24 protein-coding genes and 1 pseudogene are annotated in these 20421 nt (G+C 71.8%); 14 read left to right on the forward strand and 11 right to left on the reverse strand.

Annotation, left to right across the window (positions count from 1 at the left end; translation table 11 throughout):
• Positions 1-5: 5 nt before the first annotated feature.
• The 3 genes from OG598_RS29530 to OG598_RS29540 form a co-directional block, all read right to left on the reverse strand.
• Positions 6-2060 carry an amylo-alpha-1,6-glucosidase gene (locus OG598_RS29530; RefSeq protein ID WP_328651982.1) on the reverse strand — a complete coding sequence of 685 codons (2055 nt, stop codon included), beginning with the start codon at positions 2058-2060 and terminating at the stop codon, positions 6-8.
• Positions 2057-2437, reverse strand: a complete 381-nt coding sequence (locus tag OG598_RS29535; RefSeq protein WP_328651983.1) for an SCP2 sterol-binding domain-containing protein — start codon at positions 2435-2437, stop codon at positions 2057-2059. The genes OG598_RS29530 and OG598_RS29535 overlap by 4 nt, the downstream gene beginning before the upstream one ends.
• 79 nt (positions 2438-2516) lie before the next feature.
• Positions 2517-2891: a DsrE family protein gene (locus OG598_RS29540; protein ID WP_124820325.1), complete on the reverse strand. Its 375-nt coding sequence runs from the start codon at positions 2889-2891 to the stop codon at positions 2517-2519.
• Between the two features lie 12 nt (positions 2892-2903).
• On the opposite strand from OG598_RS29540, the gene mtfM reads away from it, so the two are divergent.
• Together mtfM and OG598_RS29550 are read left to right on the forward strand one after the other, a co-directional pair.
• Entirely contained in the window at positions 2904-3008 is a 105-nt protein-coding gene (gene mtfM / locus OG598_RS29545) for a small membrane protein MtfM (protein WP_030327764.1), read from the forward strand.
• Positions 3002-3592 (forward strand): FABP family protein, encoded by a 591-nt coding sequence (locus tag OG598_RS29550; RefSeq protein ID WP_112584198.1) that lies wholly within the window; start codon positions 3002-3004, stop codon positions 3590-3592. Before mtfM ends, OG598_RS29550 begins: the two co-directional genes overlap by 7 nt.
• A gap of 20 nt (positions 3593-3612) precedes the next feature.
• Here OG598_RS29550 and OG598_RS29555 read toward each other — a convergent pair whose 3' ends face one another.
• Positions 3613-4491, reverse strand: a complete 879-nt coding sequence (locus OG598_RS29555) for an aminotransferase class IV (protein ID WP_328651984.1) — start codon at positions 4489-4491, stop codon at positions 3613-3615.
• Positions 4492-4560: 69 nt separating this feature from the next.
• Between OG598_RS29555 and OG598_RS29560 the strand changes: the two genes are divergently transcribed.
• The 4 genes from OG598_RS29560 to OG598_RS29575 all read left to right on the forward strand — a co-directional run bounded on the left by OG598_RS29560 (position 4561) and on the right by OG598_RS29575 (position 8003).
• A complete protein-coding gene (locus OG598_RS29560) occupies positions 4561-4989 on the forward strand; it encodes a Fur family transcriptional regulator (RefSeq protein ID WP_091402843.1) in 429 nt (142 codons plus the stop codon).
• Entirely contained in the window at positions 4986-6098 is a 1113-nt protein-coding gene (gene ygfZ, locus OG598_RS29565; RefSeq protein ID WP_328651985.1) for a CAF17-like 4Fe-4S cluster assembly/insertion protein YgfZ, read from the forward strand. Before OG598_RS29560 ends, ygfZ begins: the two co-directional genes overlap by 4 nt.
• Positions 6099-6121: 23 nt before the next feature.
• The gene (locus OG598_RS29570; protein WP_328651986.1) at positions 6122-6949 is read left to right on the forward strand and encodes a 3-keto-5-aminohexanoate cleavage protein; all 828 of its coding nucleotides are present in this window, start codon (positions 6122-6124) and stop codon (positions 6947-6949) included.
• Between the two features lie 94 nt (positions 6950-7043).
• Positions 7044-8003, forward strand: a complete 960-nt coding sequence (locus OG598_RS29575; RefSeq protein ID WP_328651987.1) for an asparaginase — start codon at positions 7044-7046, stop codon at positions 8001-8003.
• 22 nt (positions 8004-8025) lie between these two features.
• Here the strand turns inward: OG598_RS29575 and OG598_RS29580 are convergent, their stop codons facing one another.
• Entirely contained in the window at positions 8026-8823 is a 798-nt protein-coding gene (locus OG598_RS29580) for an alpha/beta fold hydrolase (protein WP_328651988.1), read from the reverse strand.
• A gap of 113 nt (positions 8824-8936) precedes the next feature.
• On the opposite strand from OG598_RS29580, the gene OG598_RS29585 reads away from it, so the two are divergent.
• The 6 genes from OG598_RS29585 (at position 8937) to OG598_RS29610 (ending at position 13139) form a co-directional block, all read left to right on the forward strand.
• Positions 8937-9518: a helix-turn-helix domain-containing protein gene (locus OG598_RS29585; protein WP_328651989.1), complete on the forward strand. Its 582-nt coding sequence runs from the start codon at positions 8937-8939 to the stop codon at positions 9516-9518.
• The gene (locus OG598_RS29590) at positions 9515-10150 is read left to right on the forward strand and encodes a hypothetical protein (protein ID WP_328651990.1); all 636 of its coding nucleotides are present in this window, start codon (positions 9515-9517) and stop codon (positions 10148-10150) included. Before OG598_RS29585 ends, OG598_RS29590 begins: the two co-directional genes overlap by 4 nt.
• 71 nt (positions 10151-10221) lie before the next feature.
• Positions 10222-10536 (forward strand): DUF2516 family protein, encoded by a 315-nt coding sequence (locus OG598_RS29595; protein ID WP_121653557.1) that lies wholly within the window; start codon positions 10222-10224, stop codon positions 10534-10536.
• Positions 10533-11420, forward strand: coding sequence for an alpha/beta fold hydrolase (locus tag OG598_RS29600; RefSeq protein ID WP_112726773.1), 888 nt, complete (start codon positions 10533-10535; stop codon positions 11418-11420). Before OG598_RS29595 ends, OG598_RS29600 begins: the two co-directional genes overlap by 4 nt.
• An 11-nt stretch (positions 11421-11431) precedes the next feature.
• The gene (locus OG598_RS29605) at positions 11432-12169 is read left to right on the forward strand and encodes an alanyl-tRNA editing protein (protein ID WP_124858939.1); all 738 of its coding nucleotides are present in this window, start codon (positions 11432-11434) and stop codon (positions 12167-12169) included.
• Positions 12170-12224: 55 nt separating this feature from the next.
• On the forward strand, positions 12225-13139 hold the full coding sequence (locus OG598_RS29610; RefSeq protein WP_328651991.1) for an SDR family oxidoreductase: 915 nt from the start codon (positions 12225-12227) through the stop codon (positions 13137-13139).
• Here the strand turns inward: OG598_RS29610 and OG598_RS29615 are convergent.
• The 5 genes from OG598_RS29615 to OG598_RS29635 are packed head-to-tail and all read right to left on the reverse strand — an operon-like array spanning position 13130 to position 17696.
• Complete coding sequence (locus tag OG598_RS29615; protein ID WP_328651992.1) at positions 13130-14098, reverse strand: helix-turn-helix transcriptional regulator; 969 nt, start codon at positions 14096-14098, stop codon at positions 13130-13132. The genes OG598_RS29610 and OG598_RS29615 overlap by 10 nt on opposite strands.
• 23 nt (positions 14099-14121) lie before the next feature.
• On the reverse strand, positions 14122-14763 hold the full coding sequence (locus OG598_RS29620) for a response regulator transcription factor (protein WP_328651993.1): 642 nt from the start codon (positions 14761-14763) through the stop codon (positions 14122-14124).
• Positions 14760-16028, reverse strand: coding sequence for a sensor histidine kinase (locus OG598_RS29625; protein WP_328651994.1), 1269 nt, complete (start codon positions 16026-16028; stop codon positions 14760-14762). Before OG598_RS29625 ends, OG598_RS29620 begins: the two co-directional genes overlap by 4 nt.
• 11 nt (positions 16029-16039) lie before the next feature.
• Positions 16040-16774, reverse strand: a complete 735-nt coding sequence (locus OG598_RS29630) for an ABC transporter permease (protein ID WP_328651995.1) — start codon at positions 16772-16774, stop codon at positions 16040-16042.
• Between the two features lie 13 nt (positions 16775-16787).
• Entirely contained in the window at positions 16788-17696 is a 909-nt protein-coding gene (locus tag OG598_RS29635) for an ABC transporter ATP-binding protein (RefSeq protein WP_328651996.1), read from the reverse strand.
• Between the two features lie 200 nt (positions 17697-17896).
• On the opposite strand from OG598_RS29635, the gene OG598_RS29640 reads away from it, so the two are divergent.
• Both OG598_RS29640 and OG598_RS29645 read left to right on the forward strand, forming a co-directional pair.
• The gene (locus OG598_RS29640) at positions 17897-18688 is read left to right on the forward strand and encodes an EI24 domain-containing protein (protein WP_328651997.1); all 792 of its coding nucleotides are present in this window, start codon (positions 17897-17899) and stop codon (positions 18686-18688) included.
• Position 18689: 1 nt separating this feature from the next.
• Positions 18690-18983: pseudogene (locus tag OG598_RS29645) on the forward strand (macro domain-containing protein); the annotation flags it as partial.
• Positions 18984-19249: 266 nt separating this feature from the next.
• On the opposite strand, the gene OG598_RS29650 reads toward OG598_RS29645, so the two are convergent.
• Positions 19250-20146 carry a GNAT family N-acetyltransferase gene (locus OG598_RS29650; RefSeq protein ID WP_328651998.1) on the reverse strand — a complete coding sequence of 299 codons (897 nt, stop codon included), beginning with the start codon at positions 20144-20146 and terminating at the stop codon, positions 19250-19252.
• Between the last annotated feature and the right edge of the window lie 275 nt (positions 20147-20421).

Here is a 20421-nt window from a genome sequence, read left to right on the forward strand (position 1 = left end):
TCGGGTCAGCCGCCGTCCGGCTGGTCCTCAGGGCCACGGCTGCGGCCCAACGCGTCGACCATGCCCCACCGGCCGGGGATGTCCAGCAGCTCGACCCGGCCCATCCCCGGCGGTACGGCCGGATCGATGATCAGGTGCTCGCCCTGCGGCTCCAACCCCAGCATCACCCGCAGCAGCAGCAGCGGGGTGCCGGTCGACCAGGCCTGCGGGCTGCACGCGGTCGGGTACTCCACCGGGTAGTCGGTGAGGTCGCGGGCGTAGCCGGCGAACGCCTCCGGCAGCCGGCCCTCGAAGTACCGGGACGCGGCCAGCATCGTGTCGCAGAGCAAACCTGCCTCCTCCCGGAAGCCGTACCGCCACAACCCCCAGGCGATGATCGAGTTGTCGAACGGCCAGACGGTGCCCACGTGGTAGCCGATCGGGTTGTACCGCCCCTCGTCCGCGGCGAGAGTCCGCACCCCCCAGCCGGAGAACAAACGTGGCCCGAGCAGGTGCTCGACCACCTTGCCGGCGCGCGACTCGTCCACGATGCCGCTCCACAGCAGGTGCCCGATGTTCGAGGTGAGCGCGTCCACCTGCCGGCCGTCGGCGTCCAGCGCGAGCGCGTAGTACTCGCGGTCGGCGATCCAGAAGTCGCGATCGAACCGCCGTTTCAGGTCGGCGGCCTGCCGCTCCAGCTCGTCGGCGAAATCCGGATCGTTCCAGAAGGTCCGGGCCAGCCGGGCGGCCCGGATCTTCGCGTCGTACGCGTAGCCCTGCAACTCGCAGGTGGCCCGGGGGAAGCCGGGCAGTTGACCGTCGGCGTACGAGATGGCGTCCCAGGAGTCCTTCCAGCACTGGTTCTGCAGGCCGGTCTCCGGGTTGCGGGTCTGGTACCAGAGGTAGCCGGTGCCGAGCAGGTCACCGTAGGTGTCGATCCACTCCAACGCCGCGCGGACCTGCGGTTCCAACTTGCGGACGAGTGCCGCGTCACCGGTCCACCGCTCGTACTCGTCGATCAGGATGATGAACAGGGGCGTCGAGTCGGCCGACCCGTAGTACGGCGAGTGTGGCTGCTCCTCGAAGCCGGCGGTCTCCCCGTACCGCAGCTCGTGCAGGATCTTGCCGGGCTCCTCGTCCCGGAAGTCGTCCACCCGCTGCCCCTGGAGTCCGGCCAGCATCAGGATGGTCGGCGGGACCAGCTCCGGCAGGAACGGCAGCACCTGCAACGAGGTGATGATGCTGTCCCGGCCGAACAGGGTCATGAACCAGGGGAGTCCTGCGGCGATCAGCCGTACGCCCAGGGCGATCGACTCGTAGCGCAGCGCGGCCAGGTCGTTGAGGCTGCGCCGGTACGCCCCGGCCAGCGGCTCGCAGTCGCAGCCGAGCTTCGGCGCCCGGTCGATCAGCTCCTGCTGCTCGGCCCGGATGGCGTCGGCGCTGCGGCTGCCGCCGTACGGGAGGGTGGCGCGGATGTCCTCGCCCCGGGCCCCGTAGACGACGCTGGAGACGTGCAGCCTGGTGGCCCATCTGTCGTTGCGGCCTATCCGGATTCGGAAGGTCATCCCGGTCTCGTCGACCTGGGCCGGCGCGGTGCTGCTGACCACCATCTCCCGGTGGAACGCCTCCCGCCGGTAGGTCAGCCGCAGCTCGTTCTCGGCGACGGTGACTGTGGTCCGTCCCCGCTTCTGTCGAGAATTCTTGATCTCGAAAAGGTCCGCGAAGTCGGCCCCGATCTCGATCCGGAGGGTGCACTCGACCTCCGCGCCGAGGTGGTTCAGCACCGTCAGCTCCTCCTCGAAGCTGCCCACGATCGCCCGGCTGCGGATCACCGACGCCTTGGCGTCCAGGTAGTGCGTGGGTTCGCCGGGGGCGAGGAAGAACTTGGTGCGGTACGACTCGGCGTCGTCGACGGAGAGGGCGTGCAGCCGTTCGCCGTCCAGGGTGAGCACCCACGTGGACAGGAAGCGGGTGTCGAAGGAGAACAGCCCGGTGGGGAAGTCGTAGGACGGTTCGATGTCCCCACGCCGGTCGCTGACCAGGAAGGTGTTGCCGTCCAGGATGCTGACGAGGTCCTTCACCTGAGTCGCCCGGCTGCTCGGCGGGCCGTTTCGCGGGGGTCGCGGGTGCCGGGCGGGTTCGGGAAGAACCGCCGGAAGGCGAGGAAGAGCACCACGTTCCCGCTGAACGTGCTCTCGTTGCGCAGCACCGCCGCGACCCCCTGGGCCTCGCCGGTGATCAGCCGGCCGAAGAGGGCGGCGCTGCTGTACCAGATCGCGTCGGCCGGGCCGCGCCCCCGGCTGACCTGCACCGACCCGGGCCGCATCCGGACCAGCCAGTGTTCGGTGCGGTGGTCCTCGCCGAGGTCGATCTGGAGGGTGCCGTCGGCCAGGCCGCCAAGGACCTCGGCGGCGCGCGACGGCAGTGCCTCGAAGAACCTCTCCGCCGCCTCGGTCACATCCGAATCGTAGGCAGCTGTCCGAGATGTCGGGTCGGTATCGACACTCCGCTCGGATCGACCCACCGCCGCCGTGCGGTCAGTAGACGAGTGCCTGCGCGCCCTCGGCCAGGGCCTCCTCGACGAACACCGCGGCACCGGCGATCCGGACCCCGGGAAGTACGTCGTCCGGGCCGATCTCCCGCCGGGCCGCGCACTGCGTGCAGGCGGTCACCCGGCCGCTGGTCAGGATGACGTGCAACAACTCGGCCAGGGGCGCGGAATGCGGCAGGTCGAACTGCTGGGCGCGACCGGGCAGCGCGAACCAGGTGGACTCACCGGTCAGCCAGAGCGAGACGTCCACCCCGGCCGCTACCGCCGTCGCGGCGACGGTGAATGCCTGCGCGCACCGCTCCGGGGCGTCCGCCCCTGCGGTGGCCTTCACGACGAGATTGCGGGCCATGTGGCCCAGCATAGGATGGCCGGGATGGTTACCGAGATCGGGTTTGTCAGCCTGCTGGTCGCGGGCCTGGGCGGGCTCGCCGGTGGCCTGGTCTACCTTGCCGTACGCATTTCGAGAGGACGCTGGTGAGCGAGAACCCGCTGCAGCCGCCGTGGCTGAACGCGCCGCCGGTCGAGGAGTACCCGTTCGAGGAGAGCCACGACCTGCGGGTCGGGCCGAAGCTGCACCCCGCGCTGGATGCCCTGCTGCCGTACATCGGTCTGTGGCGCGGTCGGGGCAAGGGCGGTTTCCCCACCATCGAGGATTTCGACTACGCGCAGGAGATCCGGATCAGCCACGACGGCCGACCGTTCCTGCACTACGAGTCGCGTGCCTGGATCCTCGACGAGCAGAGCAAGCCGGTCCGGCCGGCCGGCCGCGAGGTGGGCTGGTGGCGGCCGGTGCTGGTGGACGGGCGGGCGACCGACGAGCTGGAGGCGCTGCTGACCACCCCGACCGGGGTGATGGAGCTGCACCTGGGCAAGCGCACCGGCACGCAGCTCGAGTTCGCCACCGACGCGGTGATCCGGACTCCGACCGCCAAGGAGGTCACCGGTGGGCACCGGCTCTTCGGCATCGTCGAGGGTGCGTTGCTCTACGCCCAGGAGATGGCCGCCATGGGGCACGGGCTCAGTCCGCACCTGTCCGCCCGACTCGTCCGGGTCGGCGGCTGACCTCGACGGTCGGCGGCCGGCTAGACGGGGAAACCCAGCACTGCCTGTAGGGCGGGGGTACGCGGGCAGCGAGCCCGCCGTACCCCGTCCAGCGTGTGGACCTCGGCGGCTCCGCGCAGCGACGAGGTGAACCACACGCCGTCCGCCGCGTGCAGGTCGGCGGTGCTGACCATCCGTTCGGCGGCGCGCAGGCCCAGCTCGCTCGCGTGGGCGAGCAGCCAGGCCGCCGTGGTGCCGGCGAGGATGCCGGTGCTGGCGGCCGGCACCGTGCAGAGCGTGTCGTCGGTGAGCCACACCACATTGGCGGTGGGGCCCTCCAGCGCGTACCCGTCGGAGGAGATCCAGAGCACGTCGTCCACGCCGGCCCGGCGGGCCCAGCGGCGGGCGGCGCTGTTGACCGCGTACGACGTGGACTTGATGCCGGCCGGCAGCCAGGTCAGCCCGCTGCGGGCGGCGGCGGGCAGCCCCAGCGGCAGGGTGGCCACAGTGATTCCGTCCCGCCGGGCGGCCCGGGAGGCCGCCGGCACCGGGGCCAGCGTGGCGTAGATCGTGGGAGGACCGCCGGCCTCCGGGCCTCGGGTGCAGACCAACCGAAGTGCCCCCTCCACACCTGCTGGCCAGCCCGTCCGCACCTGGTCCAGCAGGTCGATCAGCGCGGCGGTGGGGGGCACTGGCAGCTCGACGGCTGCGGCCGCAGTGGCCAGGCGAGCCAGGTGTTCGTCGCGCAGCCACGGCTGGCCGTCCCGCAGGTGCATGGTCTCGAAGAGGCCGTCGCCGTGCAGCACCCCGAGGTCGTCAGCGCGGAGCACCGGGTCGCCGGGCGGCACCGGGCCGCGCCCCAGGACGGCGATCCGCGCGGTCGGGTCGGCCGCGACCTCCCCGACGGACGACCTCACCATGACCGTCCAGCGTAGCGGTGATCGATCGCGGTGCGGTGAACAGCCTGGTGGCCGAACTATGATCGGACGGTGTCCGAATCCTCCCTCGCGGAAATGCTGCGGGCCCGTGGGCTGCGTCTGACGGCCCAGCGGCAGCTCGTCCTCCAGGCGGTGCTCGATCTGGGCCACGCCACCCCGGAGCAGGTGCACACCGCGGTCCGGGAGGTCGCCGCCGGCGTCAACATCACCACCATCTACCGCACGCTCGAGCTGCTGGAACGGCTCGGTCTGGTCACCCACACGCACCTGTCGCACGGCTCACCGACCTATCACGCAGCCGGTGAACACCAACACGTCCACCTGGTCTGCCGGGAGTGTGGCGCGATCGACGAGATCGATCCGGAGCTGCTCCGCCCCCTCGCCGACCAGTTGGCCGCGCAGCGCGGGTTCCGGGTGGACATCGGGCACGTGTCACTCTTCGGCGTCTGCGTACGCTGCGAGAACGGGGACGAAAAATGATCGACATCGCGGGTGCGGTGGCCGTCGAGGGCATCGACGAGGCCAGCCGTGACCAGCCGGATCCGGCGCACGTAGCGGCCGGGGTGCGGGGGGTGGCCGCGCACTACGGCGACCCGCTGCGCGAGCAGCGCACCCTCGACACCGCTGTCGGTCTGGTCGACCGGTCGCATCGAGGGATCATCGCGGTGGCCGGGGAGGAACGGGCCAGCTGGCTGCACACCGTCACGTCGCAGCACCTGACCACGCTCTCCGCGGGTGAGGGCACCGAGTTGCTGGTGCTGTCGCCGCACGGCCACATCGAGCAGCACGCCATGGTCGCCGAGGACGGCGAGACCACCTGGCTGGACACCGAGCCCGGAGCGACCCAGGGCCTGCTGACCTACCTGGAGAAGATGCGGTTCTTCAGCAAGGTCGAGCCACGCGACGCGACGGCCGAGCGCGCGCTGTTGTCGCTGGTCGGGCCGGCGGCCATGGAGGCGCTCGGCACGCTCGGCGTGACCGGGCTCGCCGCGCCGGACGTGGTCGCGGTGCCGGGTCCGAAGTTCCCGCACGGTGCCGTGCCACTGCGGGCGAGCGCTCGGTACGACGTACGACCGCTGCCGATCGGCGGCTGGGCCCGACGTGGTCCGCTCGGGGTGGACCTGCTGGTGCCCCGGTCGGCGATGGACCAGGTGGTGGCGGAGCTGCGCGGCGCCGGGGTGCCGGTCGCGGGGCTGTGGGCGTACGAGGCGATCCGGGTGGCCGCCCGGCAGCCGCGGGTCGGGGTGGACACCGACCACCGGACCATTCCGGCCGAGGTCGACCTGATCGCCCCGGCGGTGCACCTGGACAAGGGCTGCTACCGGGGGCAGGAGACGGTGGCCCGGGTGCACAACATGGGCCGGCCGCCGCGTCGCCTCGTACTGCTGCATCTGGACGGGGTGACCACCGACCAGCCGCCGGTGGCCGGTACGCCGGTGACGCTCGACGGCCGAGCGGTCGGCTTCGTCGGCACCGCCGTGCTGCACCACGAGCTGGGCCAGGTCGCTCTCGCGGTGCTGAAGCGGAACGTCCCGGACGACGCCGCGTTGCTGATCGGCGAGACCGCGGCGGCGATCGACCCGTCCTGAGCGGGGCGTCTAGGATCGCCGGCATGACGACAGGGACGTTGATCACGGTGGCCCCGACCGGCGCTGAGTCGGCCAAGGCGGAGGTGCCGGCGCTGCCGGTGACCCTCGACGAGTTGCTGCTCACCGCCAAGGAGTGCGAGGCGCTCGGCGCCGCCGTGATCCACGTCCACATCCGCGACGACGAGGCCCGGCCGACGCTCGACCAGATCCGGCTGGCCGACACCGTGGCGGCGCTGCGGGACAGCACCGACCTGATCGTGCAGCTCTCCTCCGGTGGCGCGGTGACCGACCCGGAGGCCGCCCGGCTCGCCGTGCTCGACGCCCGTCCGGACATGGCCTCCTGCACCATGGGCACCGTCAACTTCGGCGACGACGTCTTCCTCAACCGCTGGGAGTTCATCGTCGACCTGCACACCCGGATGCAGGAACGGGGGATCGTGCCGGAGTACGAGATCTTCGACCTCGGCCACCTGTCCGCGTTGCAGCGGTTGCTCGGCAAGTACGGGCTGCCGGCCGGCGGGCACGTGCACGTCGACTTCGTGATGGGCGTGCCGGGCGGGATGCCGGGCACCACCGAGACCCTGGTCGCGGCCCACCGGATGCTGCGGGACCTGCCCGAGGGCACCACCTTCTCGGCCACCGGCGTCGGCCGGAGCACCATCGCGGTGCTGCTGGCCTCGCTGTCGACCGGCGGGCACCTGCGGGTCGGCATGGAGGACACAGTGACGTACGCGAAGGGCCGCCCGGTGGAGTCCAACATGCAGTTGGTCGCCCGCGCTGTGGGTTTCGCCCAGCTCGCCCAGCGCCCGCCGCTGACCACCACCGAGGCCCGCGAGATGCTCGGGCTGTAAGGCCGGGTCTGTCCCGCGCCCCTGTCACCCGGGCGGTGGACCTCCTGGTCACCCCGCCGCCGGGCACCCCCGGACCGTCGGTACCGTCCAGCGCGTGACGAAGACGTACGAGGGCGGCGCGCCGCTCGCCGAGGTGGTCCGGTCCGGGTTCGTGGAGGGTGCGCACCGCGGCTCGGTGGTGGTGCTGGACGCCGCAGGTGTCGCGGTGGCGTCCGCCGGGGACGTGACCTCGCCGATCTTCCCCCGGTCGGCCAGCAAGCCGATGCAGGCGATCGGGATGCTCCGGGCCGGCCTGGCCCTGACCGACCCGGCCGACGTGGCGCTGGTATCGGCCAGCCACGCCGGCGAGGAATTCCACCTGGCCCGGGTCGGTGCGCTGTTGGAGCGCGCCGGGTTGGACGCGTCGGCGCTGCACTGCCCGCCCGACCTGCCGGTGGGGGCCGCGGCCCGGGAGGCGGTGCTTCGGGCTGGTGGCGGCCCGAGCCGGGTGCAGATGAACTGCTCCGGCAAGCACAGCGGGATGCTGTTGACCTGCGAGGCCGCCGGTTGGTCCCGGGAGGGCTACTGGCGGCCGGAGCACCCGCTTCAGCAGCGGCTGCGGGCCGCCATCGAGGAGTTCACCGGTGAGCAGGCGGCGGCCGTGGGGGTCGACGGTTGCGGGGCCCCGGTCCTCGCGGTGTCGCTGACCGGCCTGGCCGGGGCGTACCTCCGGCTGGTCGACGCCGAGCCCGGCTCGGTGCCGCGCACGGTGGCCGACGCGATGCGGGCGTACCCGGAGATCGTGGGTGGCACCCAGGCCGACGACACCCGGCTGATGCGAGGTGTCCCGGGGCTGCTGGCCAAGGTCGGTGCCGAGGGCGTGATCGCCGTGGCGCTGCCGGGCGTCGGCGCCGTCGCACTGAAGATCGACGACGGCGCCGACCGGGCCCGGATGCCGGTACTGGTCTCCGCGCTGCGCCGGCTCGGCGTGGACGCTCCGGTGCTGACCGAGTACGCCGAGGTGCCGCTCTTCGGTGGCGGTGTCCCGGTCGGGGCGGTCCGCCCGCTCTGGTGAGACCCGTCGGCGGCGGTGGTGGTCAGCTCAGGAAGTCGAGCAGCGCGGCGTTGACCGGCTCCGGGCGCTCCAGCGGCAGCAGGTGCGCGGCGTCCGGCACGTCGGGCAGCCGTACCGCGCCGGGGACCTCCGCGGCGATCCGGTCGGCGAGCCGACTGATGTCCGGCACGTCCGCGGCGCCGGCGGTGACCAGGACGGGGATCTTCAGCTCGCCGAGACGACCGATCGCCGGTGGCGACAGCTCTCCCACCTCGACCGCGCCGAGCGCCAGCTCGGCGGCGAGGGCACGCTGGTCCATCTCCTGCGCGAACGCGACCAGCTCCGCGTCGACGTCCTCCGGCCGGCGTCGCGGGCCGACCACCCAGAACCGCACCTCACCGGCCGCGCCGGCGACGAAGTCGTCCGGGTCGACCTCGCCGACCAGGCCGTCCCAGAGGTCGTTCGCCTCGTCGGACCACTCGTTGCCGGAGACCGCCGTGTCGAACAGCGCGAGCGCGCTCACCCGGTCGGGGTGGGCCAGCGCGGTGTCGATGGCTACCGCCCCGCCGAAGGAGCAGCCGACCAGGGCGGCCCGCGGCAGGTCGAGCGCGTCCAGCAGCCCGGCCACGTCGTCGTGGTGCGCGAACGGGGTCGGCGGGAGCTCCGAGTCTCCGTAGCCGCGCAGGTCCGGGACGATCACCCGGTGCCGGGCGGCGAGCGCTGACACCTGCCCCCGCCACATCCGCCGGTCGGCGATTCCGGCGTGCAGCAGGACGACTGGCGAACCGCTGCCGGCCTCGTCGTACGCGATGCTTGCTCCATTGACTGTGATCTTGTGCACGGAACGGACCGTACGGATCGGCCGAGCGGCGCGCAAACGGGGTGCTGAGACCTTGCTAACTATGGTTAGCGTTTTGCTTGCAAGAGCTAGCGCGGACGGTTAGCGTCGCTGCCATGGCCACACCCAAGGACCTTCCCGACGTCGGCGGGTTCATCCGCGATCTTCGGCGCAACGCCAAGATCTCGCTACGGCAGCTCGCCGAGCAGGCGGGGGTCAGCAACCCGTACCTCAGCCAGATCGAGCGCGGCCTGCGCAAGCCCAGCGCCGAGGTGCTCCAGCAACTGGCGAGCGCGCTGCGGGTCTCCACGCCGGCGATGTATCTGCGCGCCGGTCTGCTCGACGACAAGGAAGGCCACGGGGTGCTGGCCGCCATCGCCGTGGACGCCGACCTGACGATGGCGCAGAAGCAGTCGCTCAGTCAGATCTACGAGACGTTCCGCCGGGAGAACACCCGGCTGGCCGAGGCCGAGGCCGAGACCGCGCAGGCCGACCAGCCCGTCGATCAGCCCGCCAGCCAGGCCGCGGACATGGCCAATGTGGCCGCCACCGGCCCCACCACAGTGGGCGGCACCCCGACCGAGGCCGTGCTCGAGTCGGTAGCCGTCACCGAGGCGGGCACCGCCCCCGCCCCGGGCAGCACCAGCATCCCCCAGAAGAAGAAGGCCGCCGAGGCGGCCGAAGAGGAGACGTCATGAGCGAGCCGAAGACCAACCGCATCCCCGCCCCGATCTACGCCGCAGCCGGCGCCGGTGAGCTGGCCATCGAGCAGCTGCGCAAGCTGCCGGCCGTGGTCGGCGTCCTCAGCACCCGGGTCGTCGCCGACCTGGGTGGCCGGGCCGTGCTGACCGGCTTCGAGCTGAAGCAGAAGGCCACCGAGACGCTGCGCACCGCCAACGAGACCGCCGACCTGGCGAAGCTGCGCGAGGTGGCCGACATCGACAAGCTGCGCGCCGCCGCGACCCGCAACGCCGCCCTGGTGGTCGCGAGCGCCCAGGTCGCCCAGGAGCGCGCGTTCGCCGCGTACGGCGCGCTGGTCGCCCGGGGCGAGCGGGTCGTCGGTGCCGGCGTGCTGGAGGCCGCCGAGACGGTAAACGCCGACATCGAGGCCACCGAGGCCGTGACGCCGGCCACCACCGCGGCTGCCACCACCCCCACCACTGCGGCCCCCGCCGACGCGCCGACCCCGGCCGACGTGGCGGAGATCGCCGAGGCCAAGCCGGCCGCGGTCAAGAAGGTCGCCCGCGCGCCGAAGGCCGCCAAGCCGGCCGAGACCCCGTCGGCGAAGCTTCCCCGGGCCACCAAGCGGACCCGTCCGGCCGCCGAGTAGCTCGTCGGGTCCACGACCCCGGCGGCGTCCTTGTCGGACGTAGCCGGGGTCGTGGACATAAACTGGCCGACATGGCCAACGCCGCGCCGATCTTCGCCTTCGCCGTCCGTGACGTGATCGAGCTGATCCTGCTCGTCTTCGCGCTGATCGTTCAGGGCGTCGCCCTGGTGCACGCCGTCACGCAGCGCTCCGACGCCTTCCCCGCCATCGGGACGCTGCCCAAGGGCGGCTGGATCGCCATCCTGGCGGTCTGCCTCGTGCTCACCCTGCTCGGCTTCGGTCCGATCAGCCTCTTCGGACTGGTCGGCATCGCCGCCGGTCTGATCTACCTGCTCGACGTCCGGGTCGGTCTGCGCGACCTGAGCGACGGCAAAGGGTTCTGGTGAGAGGTTTTCGCTGGCCGCCCCCACCCGACAGCGGGCCCCGCACCTGGGGGCCCGGGCCGGGTGGGCCGCGTACCGGTCGGCCGGCGCTGCCGGAGCCGGAGACCGAGCTGGTCGACACCCCGCACGGCGTACGGCTGGAGCGGCTGGTCACCGGCACCGGTGATCCGGTCACCGTGTTCGCGCACGGGCTGGGCAACGGCATCGCCACCACCCGCCCGTTCGGCAGTGGGGTGAACGGGCGCAAGGTGTTCTTCCAGTTCCGCGGGCACGGCCGATCCGTTGCCCCGGACGGGCCGTGGGACTACCTGGATCTGGCCCGGGATCTGCGGGCGATCGCCGACCTCGGCGGCGCCAGCCGGGCGTTCGGCGCGAGCCTCGGCGCGGGTGCCCTCTGCCGACTCCTCGTGGAGAGCCCCGAGCGTTTCGACAAGCTGGTCTTCTTCCTGCCGGCGGTCCTCGACGAGCCACGCGGGCCGCTCGCCCGGGAGCGCGTCACCGACCTGCTGGAGGCGGTGGAGAGCGGGGACGCCTCGGCGGTCGCCGACATCGTCACGCTGGAGTTGCCCCCGGCGGTGCGCAACACCCCGGCCGGCTGGGCCTACCTGCGACAACGGCTCGACCAACTGCTCCGCGACGGTCTGGCCGACGGTCTGGCCACGCTCACCGACCAGACACCGCTGCGCCAGATCGGTGACCTGACGGCGGTCACCGCGCCGGCGTTGGTGATCGGTTGCGCGGGCGACGACCTGCACCCGGTCGAGGTCGCCGAGCGGCTCGCCGTCGCGCTGCCCCAGGCCACCCTGCACGTGTACGACCGGCCCGGCGTGCTCTGGTCGGAACGCGCCGACCTGCGGGACCGCATCTCCGGCTTCCTGAACGAGTAACCTGCCCTGTCATGGGCGTCACACAGCACGGCCGGACGCACCGGCTGGACCTTGCCGACCCGACTCTGCGCGAATGGACGTGCACGGTCCTGCACTCCGATGCGGAGCAGGGCATCGTGCTGGACCGTTCGGCGTTCTATCCGGGCGGCGGTGGTCAACCACCCGACCACGGCGTGCTGCTCTGGCAGGGCGTGCAGACGCGGATCGTCGGCACCCGCAAGGGCGACGACCCCTACCTGATTCCCGCCGAGGGTGACCCGCTGCCGCCGGTCGGCACCGAGGTCGTCGGCGCGGTGGAGGACGAGCGCCGCACCCGGCTGATGCGTACCCACTCCGGGTTGCACGTGCTCTGCGGTGTGGTGTTCCGCGACTTCGGCGCGCTGGTCACCGGCAACTCGATGGAGCCGGGCGAGGCCCGGATGGACTTCAACCTCCCCGAGGTGCCCCCGGACTTCAAGAGTCGCATCGAGGAGCTGGTCAACGCCGAGGTGGCCGCCGACCGCTCGGTCGCCACCCGGGTGCTACCGCGCACCGAGGCGCTGGCCCTGCCGGACATCATCCGTACCCAGTCCAACCTCATCCCGCCGGACGAGCAGGAGGTCCGGATCGTCGACATCGTCGGGCTGGACGTGCAGGCCGACGGCGGCACCCACGTCGCCTCCACCGCCCAGATCGGCAAGGTCCAGGTGGTCAAGGTGGAGAGCAAGGGCCGGGCCAACCGCCGGGTCCGGGTCCGACTGGTCGACTAGATCGAGTAACGAATTCGGACGTCGGTTGTCAGGTATTCCTGACACCGTCGCAGGCATGACACAACCGCTCACAGGAAAGATCGCGCTCGTCGCCGGTGCCACCCGTGGTGCCGGGCGGCAGATCGCCGTTCAGCTCGGCGCGGCCGGTGCCACCGTCTACGCCACCGGTCGCAGCTCCCGGGCCGGCCGCTCCGAGATGGACCGGCCGGAAACCATCGAGGAGACCGCCGAGCTGGTCAGCGCGGCCGGCGGCACCGGCATCGCCGTTCAGGTCGACCACCTGGTGCCCGAGCAGGTCCGCGACCTGGTCGCCCGGATCGACGCCGAGCAGGGCCAACTCGACGTGCTGGTGAACGACATCTGGGGCGGCGACTCGCTGGTCACCTGGAACAAGCCGGTCTGGGAGCAGCCGCTGGACGCGGGTTTCCGTAGCCTCCGGCTCGGCATCGACACGCACATCATCACCAGCCACTTCGCCCTGTCGCTGCTGATCCGCAAGCCCGGCGGGCTGGTGGTGGAGATGGGCGACGGCACCAAGGCGTACAACGACGAGAACTACCGACTGTCGGTCTTCTACGACCTGGCCAAGACCTCGGTCACCCGGCTCGCCTTCAGCCAGGCGCACGAGCTGAAACCGCACGGGTGCACGGCCGTGGCGCTCACCCCCGGCTGGATCCGTTCCGAGGCGATGCTGGAGCACTTCGGCGTGACCGAGGAGAACTGGCGCGACGCCGCTGCCACCGACCCGAACTTCCTCATCTCGGAGACCCCGGCCTTCGTCGGCCGGGCGGTGGCCGCGCTCGCCGCCGACGAGGAGAAGGCCCGCTGGAGCGGTAAATCCGTCGACGCCGGCACGCTGTCAAAGGTGTACGGCTTCACCGACCTCGACGGCAGCCAACCCGAGGGTTTCCGCTACATCACCGAGGTGGTCGACGCGGGCAAGCCGTCGGACGTGACCGGCTACCGGTAGAGCGCAGCGAGCCGGTCGGCGCTCTCCGCGAACAACCGCCGCAGCTCGGGAGGGTCGAGGACCTCGACCTCGGGGCCGAGCCCCAGCAGTTGGTGGTACGCCACCGGGACCGACTCGACGGGCAGCCGTGCCACCACCCAGCCCTGCCCGTCGGGCGGGCCGGCGGCGGCGAGCAGTTCGTCGTACACGAAGGGGGCATCGACCAGGTGCCGGAGCTGGCGCAGGCCGGCGGGGCTCAGCCGGACGGTGACCTCGGCCCGCAGCATGGTCCGCAGGAACGACCCTGCCTGCTCGCGCCAGTGCCCGGCCAGGTCGAAGCCCTCGTCGCGGTCGAAGTGCGCGTCGCCCACCTCGACCCCGGTGACCCGGTCCACCCGGTAGGTGCGCACATCGTCGCCGACCCGGCCGACCAGATACCAGACACCGCTCTTGAGCACCAGGCCGTATGGCTGGACCTGACGGGTCGCCTCCCGGTCACCGCGTCGGTAGCGCAGCTCCACCACCCGGTCGCCCCAGACCGCCCGGGCCAGCTCCGACAGCCAGATCGGTGGCGCGGTCTCCCGGAACCAGCCCGGTACGTCCAGGTGGAAACGCTGCCCGGCGCGGGCCGGCGCGTCGCGCAGGGCGGGTGGCAGCGCGGCGAGCACCTTCAGCTCGGCGGACGCGACGGCGTCGGCGAGCCCCATCTCGCCGGCCGGCCCGGGCAGCCCGGCGAGGAAGAGCGCCTCCGCCTCGTCCCGGGTCAGCCCGGTCAGTCGGGTGCGGTACCCGCCGAGCAGGCGGTAACCGCCGGCCCGCCCCCGGTCGGCGTAGACCGGCACGCCCGCCGCGGAGAGCGCCAGGACGTCCCGATAGACGGTCCGCTCGGAGATCTCCAGCTCACGCGCCAGCTCGCTCGCTGTCATCGACCCGCGTGACTGCAACAGCAACAGCAACGAGATCAGTCGGGACGCGCGCATACGCCCATCCTGCCCGGTGCCGCTCACCGCCCGCCGGGCGTCAGCAACCCCCTGTCGTACGCGGTGGCCACCGCGGCAGCCCGGTCGTTGACCCCGAGCTTGGCGTACAGGTGCAACAGGTGTGTCTTGACGGTGGCCTCGCTGATGAACAGGCGGGTCGCCGCCTCCCGGTTGGAAGCACCCCGGGCCACCAGGGTGAGCACCTCCAACTCCCGTTGACTGAGCGGCTCCTCGGCGGGAGCGCGCAGCCGGCCCATCAGTCGGCCGGCGACACTCGGCGCGAGCACCGACTCGCCCCGGGCCGCGGCCCGGACCGCCCGAACCAGGTCCTCCCGAGGTGTGTCCTTGAGCAGGTAACCGGTCGCACCGGCCTCGATCGCCGGCAGCACGTCGGCGTCCGTGTCATAGGTGGTGAGCACCAGCACCCGGGCGGCGCTGCCGGCGCGAGCCAGCCTGCCGATGGCGGTCACCCCGTCCATGCCGGGCATCCGCAGATCCATCAGCACCACGTCCGGCCGCAGCGTCGCGACCAGGGCCAACGCCTCCGAACCGTCCGCCGCCTCGCCCACCACCTCGAAATCGGGGTCGCCGGTGAACATTCCCCGCAGGCCGTCCCGCACCACCGGATGGTCGTCGACGATCAGCAGTCGAACCGGGGCGCTCAACCGGCACCTCCGGGTAGCGCGGGGACGGACGCCGAGATGGCGGTGCCGCTGCCCGGCTCGGATTCGACTGCCAACTCGCCACCGACCAGGGTCACCCGTTGCCGCATGGCGGTCAGCCCGTACCCGCCGCCCGGCTCACGGGGCAGCGGCTGGTCGGTGAGGTCGAAACCCGCCCCGTCGTCACGGACGTCAAGCGTCACCACGTCCGCCATGTACGACAGGGTCAGCCCGACCCGCGACGCGGCGGCGTGCCGGGCCACGTTGGACAGCGCCTCCTGGGCGGCCCGTAGCAGCGTCACCTCGACCTCCGGGTGCAGTGGGCGGGGCGTGCCGGTGGTGGCCACGTCGGCCCGTACCCCGTTCAGTGCCGACCAGCGTCCGCCCAGCTCGACGAGGGCGTCCGGTAGTCGGGCCGTCTCCAACGGTTCCGGACGGACCGCCTGTACCGAACGGCGGGCCTCGGTGAGGCTCTCCCGGGCCAGGGCGAGCGCGTTGTCGACGTGCCGGCGCCAGTCGGCGGACCGGTCGCGGGTCTGCTCGGCCGCCTCCAACTGGGTGATGATGCCGGTCAACCCCTGCGCCAGGGTGTCGTGGATCTCGCGCGCCATCCGTTGCCGTTCGTCCAGCACGCCGGCCTCCCGGGCCTGCGTGAGCAGTTGGGCGTGCAGCCCGGCGTTCTCACTGACCGTCTCGGTGAGTTGGCGGTTGGTCTCGCCGAGTTCCGCCACCAACCGTTTGCGTTTGGCGTCCTCCTGTTCGGCGACCATCGCGAACCAGCTCACCGAGCCGGCGACCACCAGGTTGAACAGCACCAGCACCAGCCAGAGCGGCAGGTGCGACGTCACCACCGACAGACCGCCGCCCTGCGACGTGGCGACCAGGGTGGCCGTGGTGACCACGCCGGCGACCCGCCAGCGCCCGGGCAGCACCGGAAAGGCGTGGATGTAACCGATCCAGGCGAAGAAGCCGTACCACGGGCTCGCGGCCACCAGCGCGGCGGCGAACGTGAGCAGCCCGGCATAGTAGACCGCCATCAGCGTGCGCCGGCTCTGCCAGCCGGGGTGCACTGTGACGAACCAGGCGACCCAGCACCCGGCCGCCACGGCGACGGCGAGGGTGGGCAGCGCCCCGAAATGATCGGGTGCCGGTGCGACGAGGGCCAGCAGAGTGCCCAGGGCCAGCCCGCCGAAGGGGAACACGCGATAGAGGCTCGCCTCGCGCTCTCGCCAACTGGCCAGACGGTCGTGCCCACCGTTGCAGGTCATCGCATCTCCGCTCACTCCCAGCGGAACAGTTTCGCCGCGCCGACGCCGGCCGCCACGGCGATCACCGCCATTATCCCCAGGTGCAGCGGCTGCGGCGGGGTGCCGGTCCAGGCGTCGAGGAGCGCCTGCACCCCGGGCGGCGTGTAGTCGCCGATCCGCGCCACGAAGTCCGGGAGCAGGAACCGGGGAAGGTAGACCCCGCCGAAGAACATGGTGACCAGGAACAGCGGCACGGCCAGAGCCTGTGCCGCCTTCGTCGTCCGGGCCACCGCGGCGACCAGCAGGCCGAGCGACAGCAGGGCGGCAGTGCCGAGGATGAACGCCAGCGCGAAGCCGAGCGGGTGCCGGGGGAACGGCACCCCGAACGCGATCCGGGCGACGACGATGAGCAGTAGCGCGCTGGCCAGGATCCCGGCCAGGGCCAGCACCAGTTGGGCGGCGAGCAGGGCCGCCGGGTGCGCCGGGGTGGTCGCCAGCCGGCGCAGCACGCCGCGTTCCCGGTAGGTGGCCAGCACGGCGGGCAGGATGTTCACCCCGACCATGGCGAGGGTGACCACCAGCAGCGACGGGGCGAAGTAGCTGACGAAGGTCTGCCCGTCGAAGGTCGGATCCGGCTTGCGCAGCGACGGGATCAGCCCCAGCACCACCAGGATCAGGGTGGGCAGCCCGATCGTGGTGAGAAGCGTCGGCAGGTCCCGCAGGTAGAGCCGCGCCTCGGTTCTCAGGATGTTACGGAAGGCGTGCATTGCCGGCTCCCTCTCAGTTGGCGGGCCGATGCCCGGTCAGCTCGACGAAGGCGTCGTCGAGGGTGGACTGCTCCAGCCGCAGGTCCGCGGCGACGATCTGGTGGCGGGCGAGCACCGAGGTGACGGCGTGCAGCAACTCGCCGGTGCCGGTCACCACCACCTGGCTGCCGGTTCGCTGCACGGCGGACACCTCGGGCAGGTCGGTGAGGAGCTTGTCGTCGACCGGAGCCGACGGCCGGAACCGGATCCGCTGCTCCGGCGCCACCGTCGACACCAGGCCCGCCGGGCTGTCCAGGGCGACCACCCGCCCCCGGTCGATCACCGCGACCCGGTCGCAGAGCCGCTCGGCCTCCTCCATGAAGTGGGTGACCAGCACGATCGTCACCCCGCTGTCGCGGACCTGTTCGATAAGGCCCCAGGTGTCCCGGCGGGCCTGCGGGTCCAGCCCGGTGGTCAGCTCGTCGAGGATGGCGATCTCCGGGTTGCCCACCAGGGCCAGCGCGATGGAGAGCCGCTGCTTCTGACCGCCGGAGAGCTTCTTGTACGCGGTGTTCCGCTTCTCGCCGAGGCCCAGCTTGTCGATCAGCTCGGCCGGGTCGGCCGGGTTGCGGTAGAACGAGGCGTACAGCTCCAGCGCCTCGGCCACCCGCAACCGGTCCGGCAGTTGACTCTCCTGGAGTTGCACCCCGACCCGCTGGCGTAGCTGGGCCGCGTCCCTGCGGGGGTCGAGCCCGAGGACCGACACCCCGCCCCCGTCGGGGACACGTAGCCCGGCGACACACTCCACTGTGGTGGTCTTGCCGGCGCCGTTCGGACCGAGGACGCCGAAGATCTCCCCGGCCTCCACGGCGAGCGACACGTCGTCCACCGCCACCAGGTCGCCGTACCGCTTCTTCAGGTGGGTCACCTCGATGACCGGCATCGTGCCGCCTTCCGCCGCCGCTGACTTCGTACCCCTCAAGGGTTGTCGTGGTGGCCCGCCGGCGGATCGACCGGTCAGCGACGAACCTCGGCGTCCCCGGTGGATCACTGCCGTCCGTCAACCGGTTGATGTGTACGTGGTGAGTCGCTGCTAGCGCTCCGCCCGGCGGATCCGATCACGGCTGGTTAGGCTGCTCGATCGTGGATGCCAGCAGAATCGCCAGCCCGGTGACCGGGGCCGTCGGACGCTTCCTCGCCGGGGCGGGGCTGCTCCTGCGCGGGTTGGGCCTCTACGTCCGTAGCCCGGGGCTGATGCTGCTCGGCATCGTGCCGGCGCTGATCTCCGGCGTCCTCTTCCTGGCCGCGCTCGCCGCGCTCGTGTACTTCGTGGACGATCTCGCCGCGCTGGTCACCCCATTCGCTGACGACTGGTCGAGCACAGGCCGCAGCCTGGTCCGGGTGATCGCCGGGTTGGCCTTCCTGGGGCTCGGCGGCCTGCTCGGCGTGCTCACCTTCACCGCTGTCACCCTGGTCATCGGCGACCCGTTCTACGAGAAGATCTCCGAGCAGGTCGAGCAGCGGTACGGCGGCACGCCGGGCGCTGTGGACGTGCCCTTCTGGTCGTCGCTGCGCCGCAGCCTCGCCGACTCGGTACGTCTGGTGGCGCTCACGGCGCTGGTCGGCATCCCGCTCTTCGTCGCCGGCTTCATCCCGGTGGTCGGCCAGACGGTCGTCCCGGTCATCGGGGCGGCCGTGGGCGGGTGGTTCCTCGCCGTGGAGTTGGTCGGTGCACCCTTCTACCGACGGGGGATGCGGCTGCCGCAGCGCCGGACGATCCTGAAGGCCGACCGACCCACAGCGCTCGGCTTCGGGGTGGCCGTCTTCCTCTGCTTCCTGATCCCGCTCGGCGCCGTGCTGATCATGCCGGCCGCGGTCGCCGGTGCCACGTTGCTGGCCCGCCGCTCGATGGGTCAGCCCATCGAGGAGAGCTGACATGGAGATCACCCTGGTCGAGGGGGACATCACCACCCAGCGGGTGGACGCCATGGTGAACGCCGCGAACTCGTCCCTGCTCGGCGGCGGCGGGGTCGACGGTGCCATCCACCGGCGCGGCGGGCCGGCGATCCTGGCCGAGTGCCGGGCGCTGCGGGCGTCCCGCTACGGCAGGGGCCTGCCCACCGGTCAGGCGGTGGCAACCACGGCCGGGGAGCTACCGGCCCGCTGGGTGATCCACACCGTGGGGCCGGTCTGGTCGGCCAGCGAGGACCGGTCGACGCTGCTGCGAGAGTGGTCCAACCCCCGCGCTGCCTCGTCGATCATGGAGTTGTGGTGGGTGACAAAGTGCCCTTGTTGCACCAAAACAGGCACCACAACTCCATGATCGACGAGTTCAGGCTCGCCCTTTCCGCGATCTTGCATTTTCTGTCGCGGCATTGAGGGGCATTCCGTGCATTCCGGCGACAGAAACTGCAAGATCGGCGGGGGCGGGGCGAGGCCGCTACCGCATTCCGGAATACCGGTCAGGTCACTGCGGCCCTCATCCGGGAGCGCTGATCAGGTCAGGTCGGCCAGGCAGGACCACTCGGCCGCCACCTGGCGGTAGCCCAGCCGGGTGTTGATCGCGAGCATCGGCCCGTTTGCCTCGTCGTTCGAGGTGTAGGCGACGCGCACACCGTTCGCGGCGGCCCGCTGCAGCGCTGCCGCCTTGGCGAGCCGGGCGAGGCCCCGCCCCCGGTACGCCGGGAGACTGCCGGTGAAGTCCGACCACATCCGGTCCCCGTCCCGCTTGACGAGACTGAAGGCGGCGACCTCCCCGTCGACCTCGGCGGCGATGCTGGCTGTCTTGTCCAGGCCGAGGTTGTCCCAGACGTCGTAGTGCCAGCTCTCGTAGCTGATCGAGTCGACCGGCACGTCGCCCGGCTCGTCGACGGATGCGGCCACATCGGCCGCGTACAGCAGATGCGGGTCGAGGTCGGAGATCGGGAGCAGCCGTACGCCCGGCGGCGGGTCGGGCAGCGCGGGTGCCGGGTTCAGTTCGAGCGCCGAGAAGCGCAGCTCACGACTGGGCTCGTAGCCGTGCCGACGGGCGAACGGCAGCGCATCCGGCTGGGCGAAGGCGCGGAGCCGGCGGACCCCCAGCGGGGCGAGGTGACCTGTCGCGGTCGTCAGCAGCGCGGTGCCGATGCCGCGCCGCCGGTGATCGGGGTGTACGTGCAGCAGGGAGATGTCACCGAAGTTCGCAGTCGAGGTCGAGGCATTACGTTGGGCCGTCACCCAGCCGACGACCTGGGCGTCGACCTCGGCCACGAAGGCGACCCAGTCCCTGTCCGGTACCGGCTCGGCGATCATTTTCCGGGTCGACTCGACCCCGCGTACCTGGTACGGGTAGACCGTCGCCCGCAGGGCCACCACGCCCGGGGCGTCGTCCGGCTGCGCTTTACGAATCCGCATGTCAGCCCTCCATCCGTACGGCCGTGACGGGTCGACACCTCGTGCTCGCGTCCTTTGGAGCTGATGTCGTAAACGAATCAGCCGGAGCGCCCCAACTGTCGGCGTCGCCCCGACCGCCGATGTCACCTGGGCCGCTGATGTCATCGCGGCCGCCGATGTCACCTGGGGCCTCGACCTCGAGCAGTTGGTCGGAACAGCTGGGCATGGGCAGCAGCGCTACAGGATCCGGCATATGGGCGAGGCTAACCAAGATCGTCCGCCCGAGCGACGCATTA

Source organism: Micromonospora sp. NBC_00330 (genome assembly GCF_036136635.1).
GTDB lineage: Bacteria > Actinomycetota > Actinomycetes > Mycobacteriales > Micromonosporaceae > Micromonospora > Micromonospora salmantinae.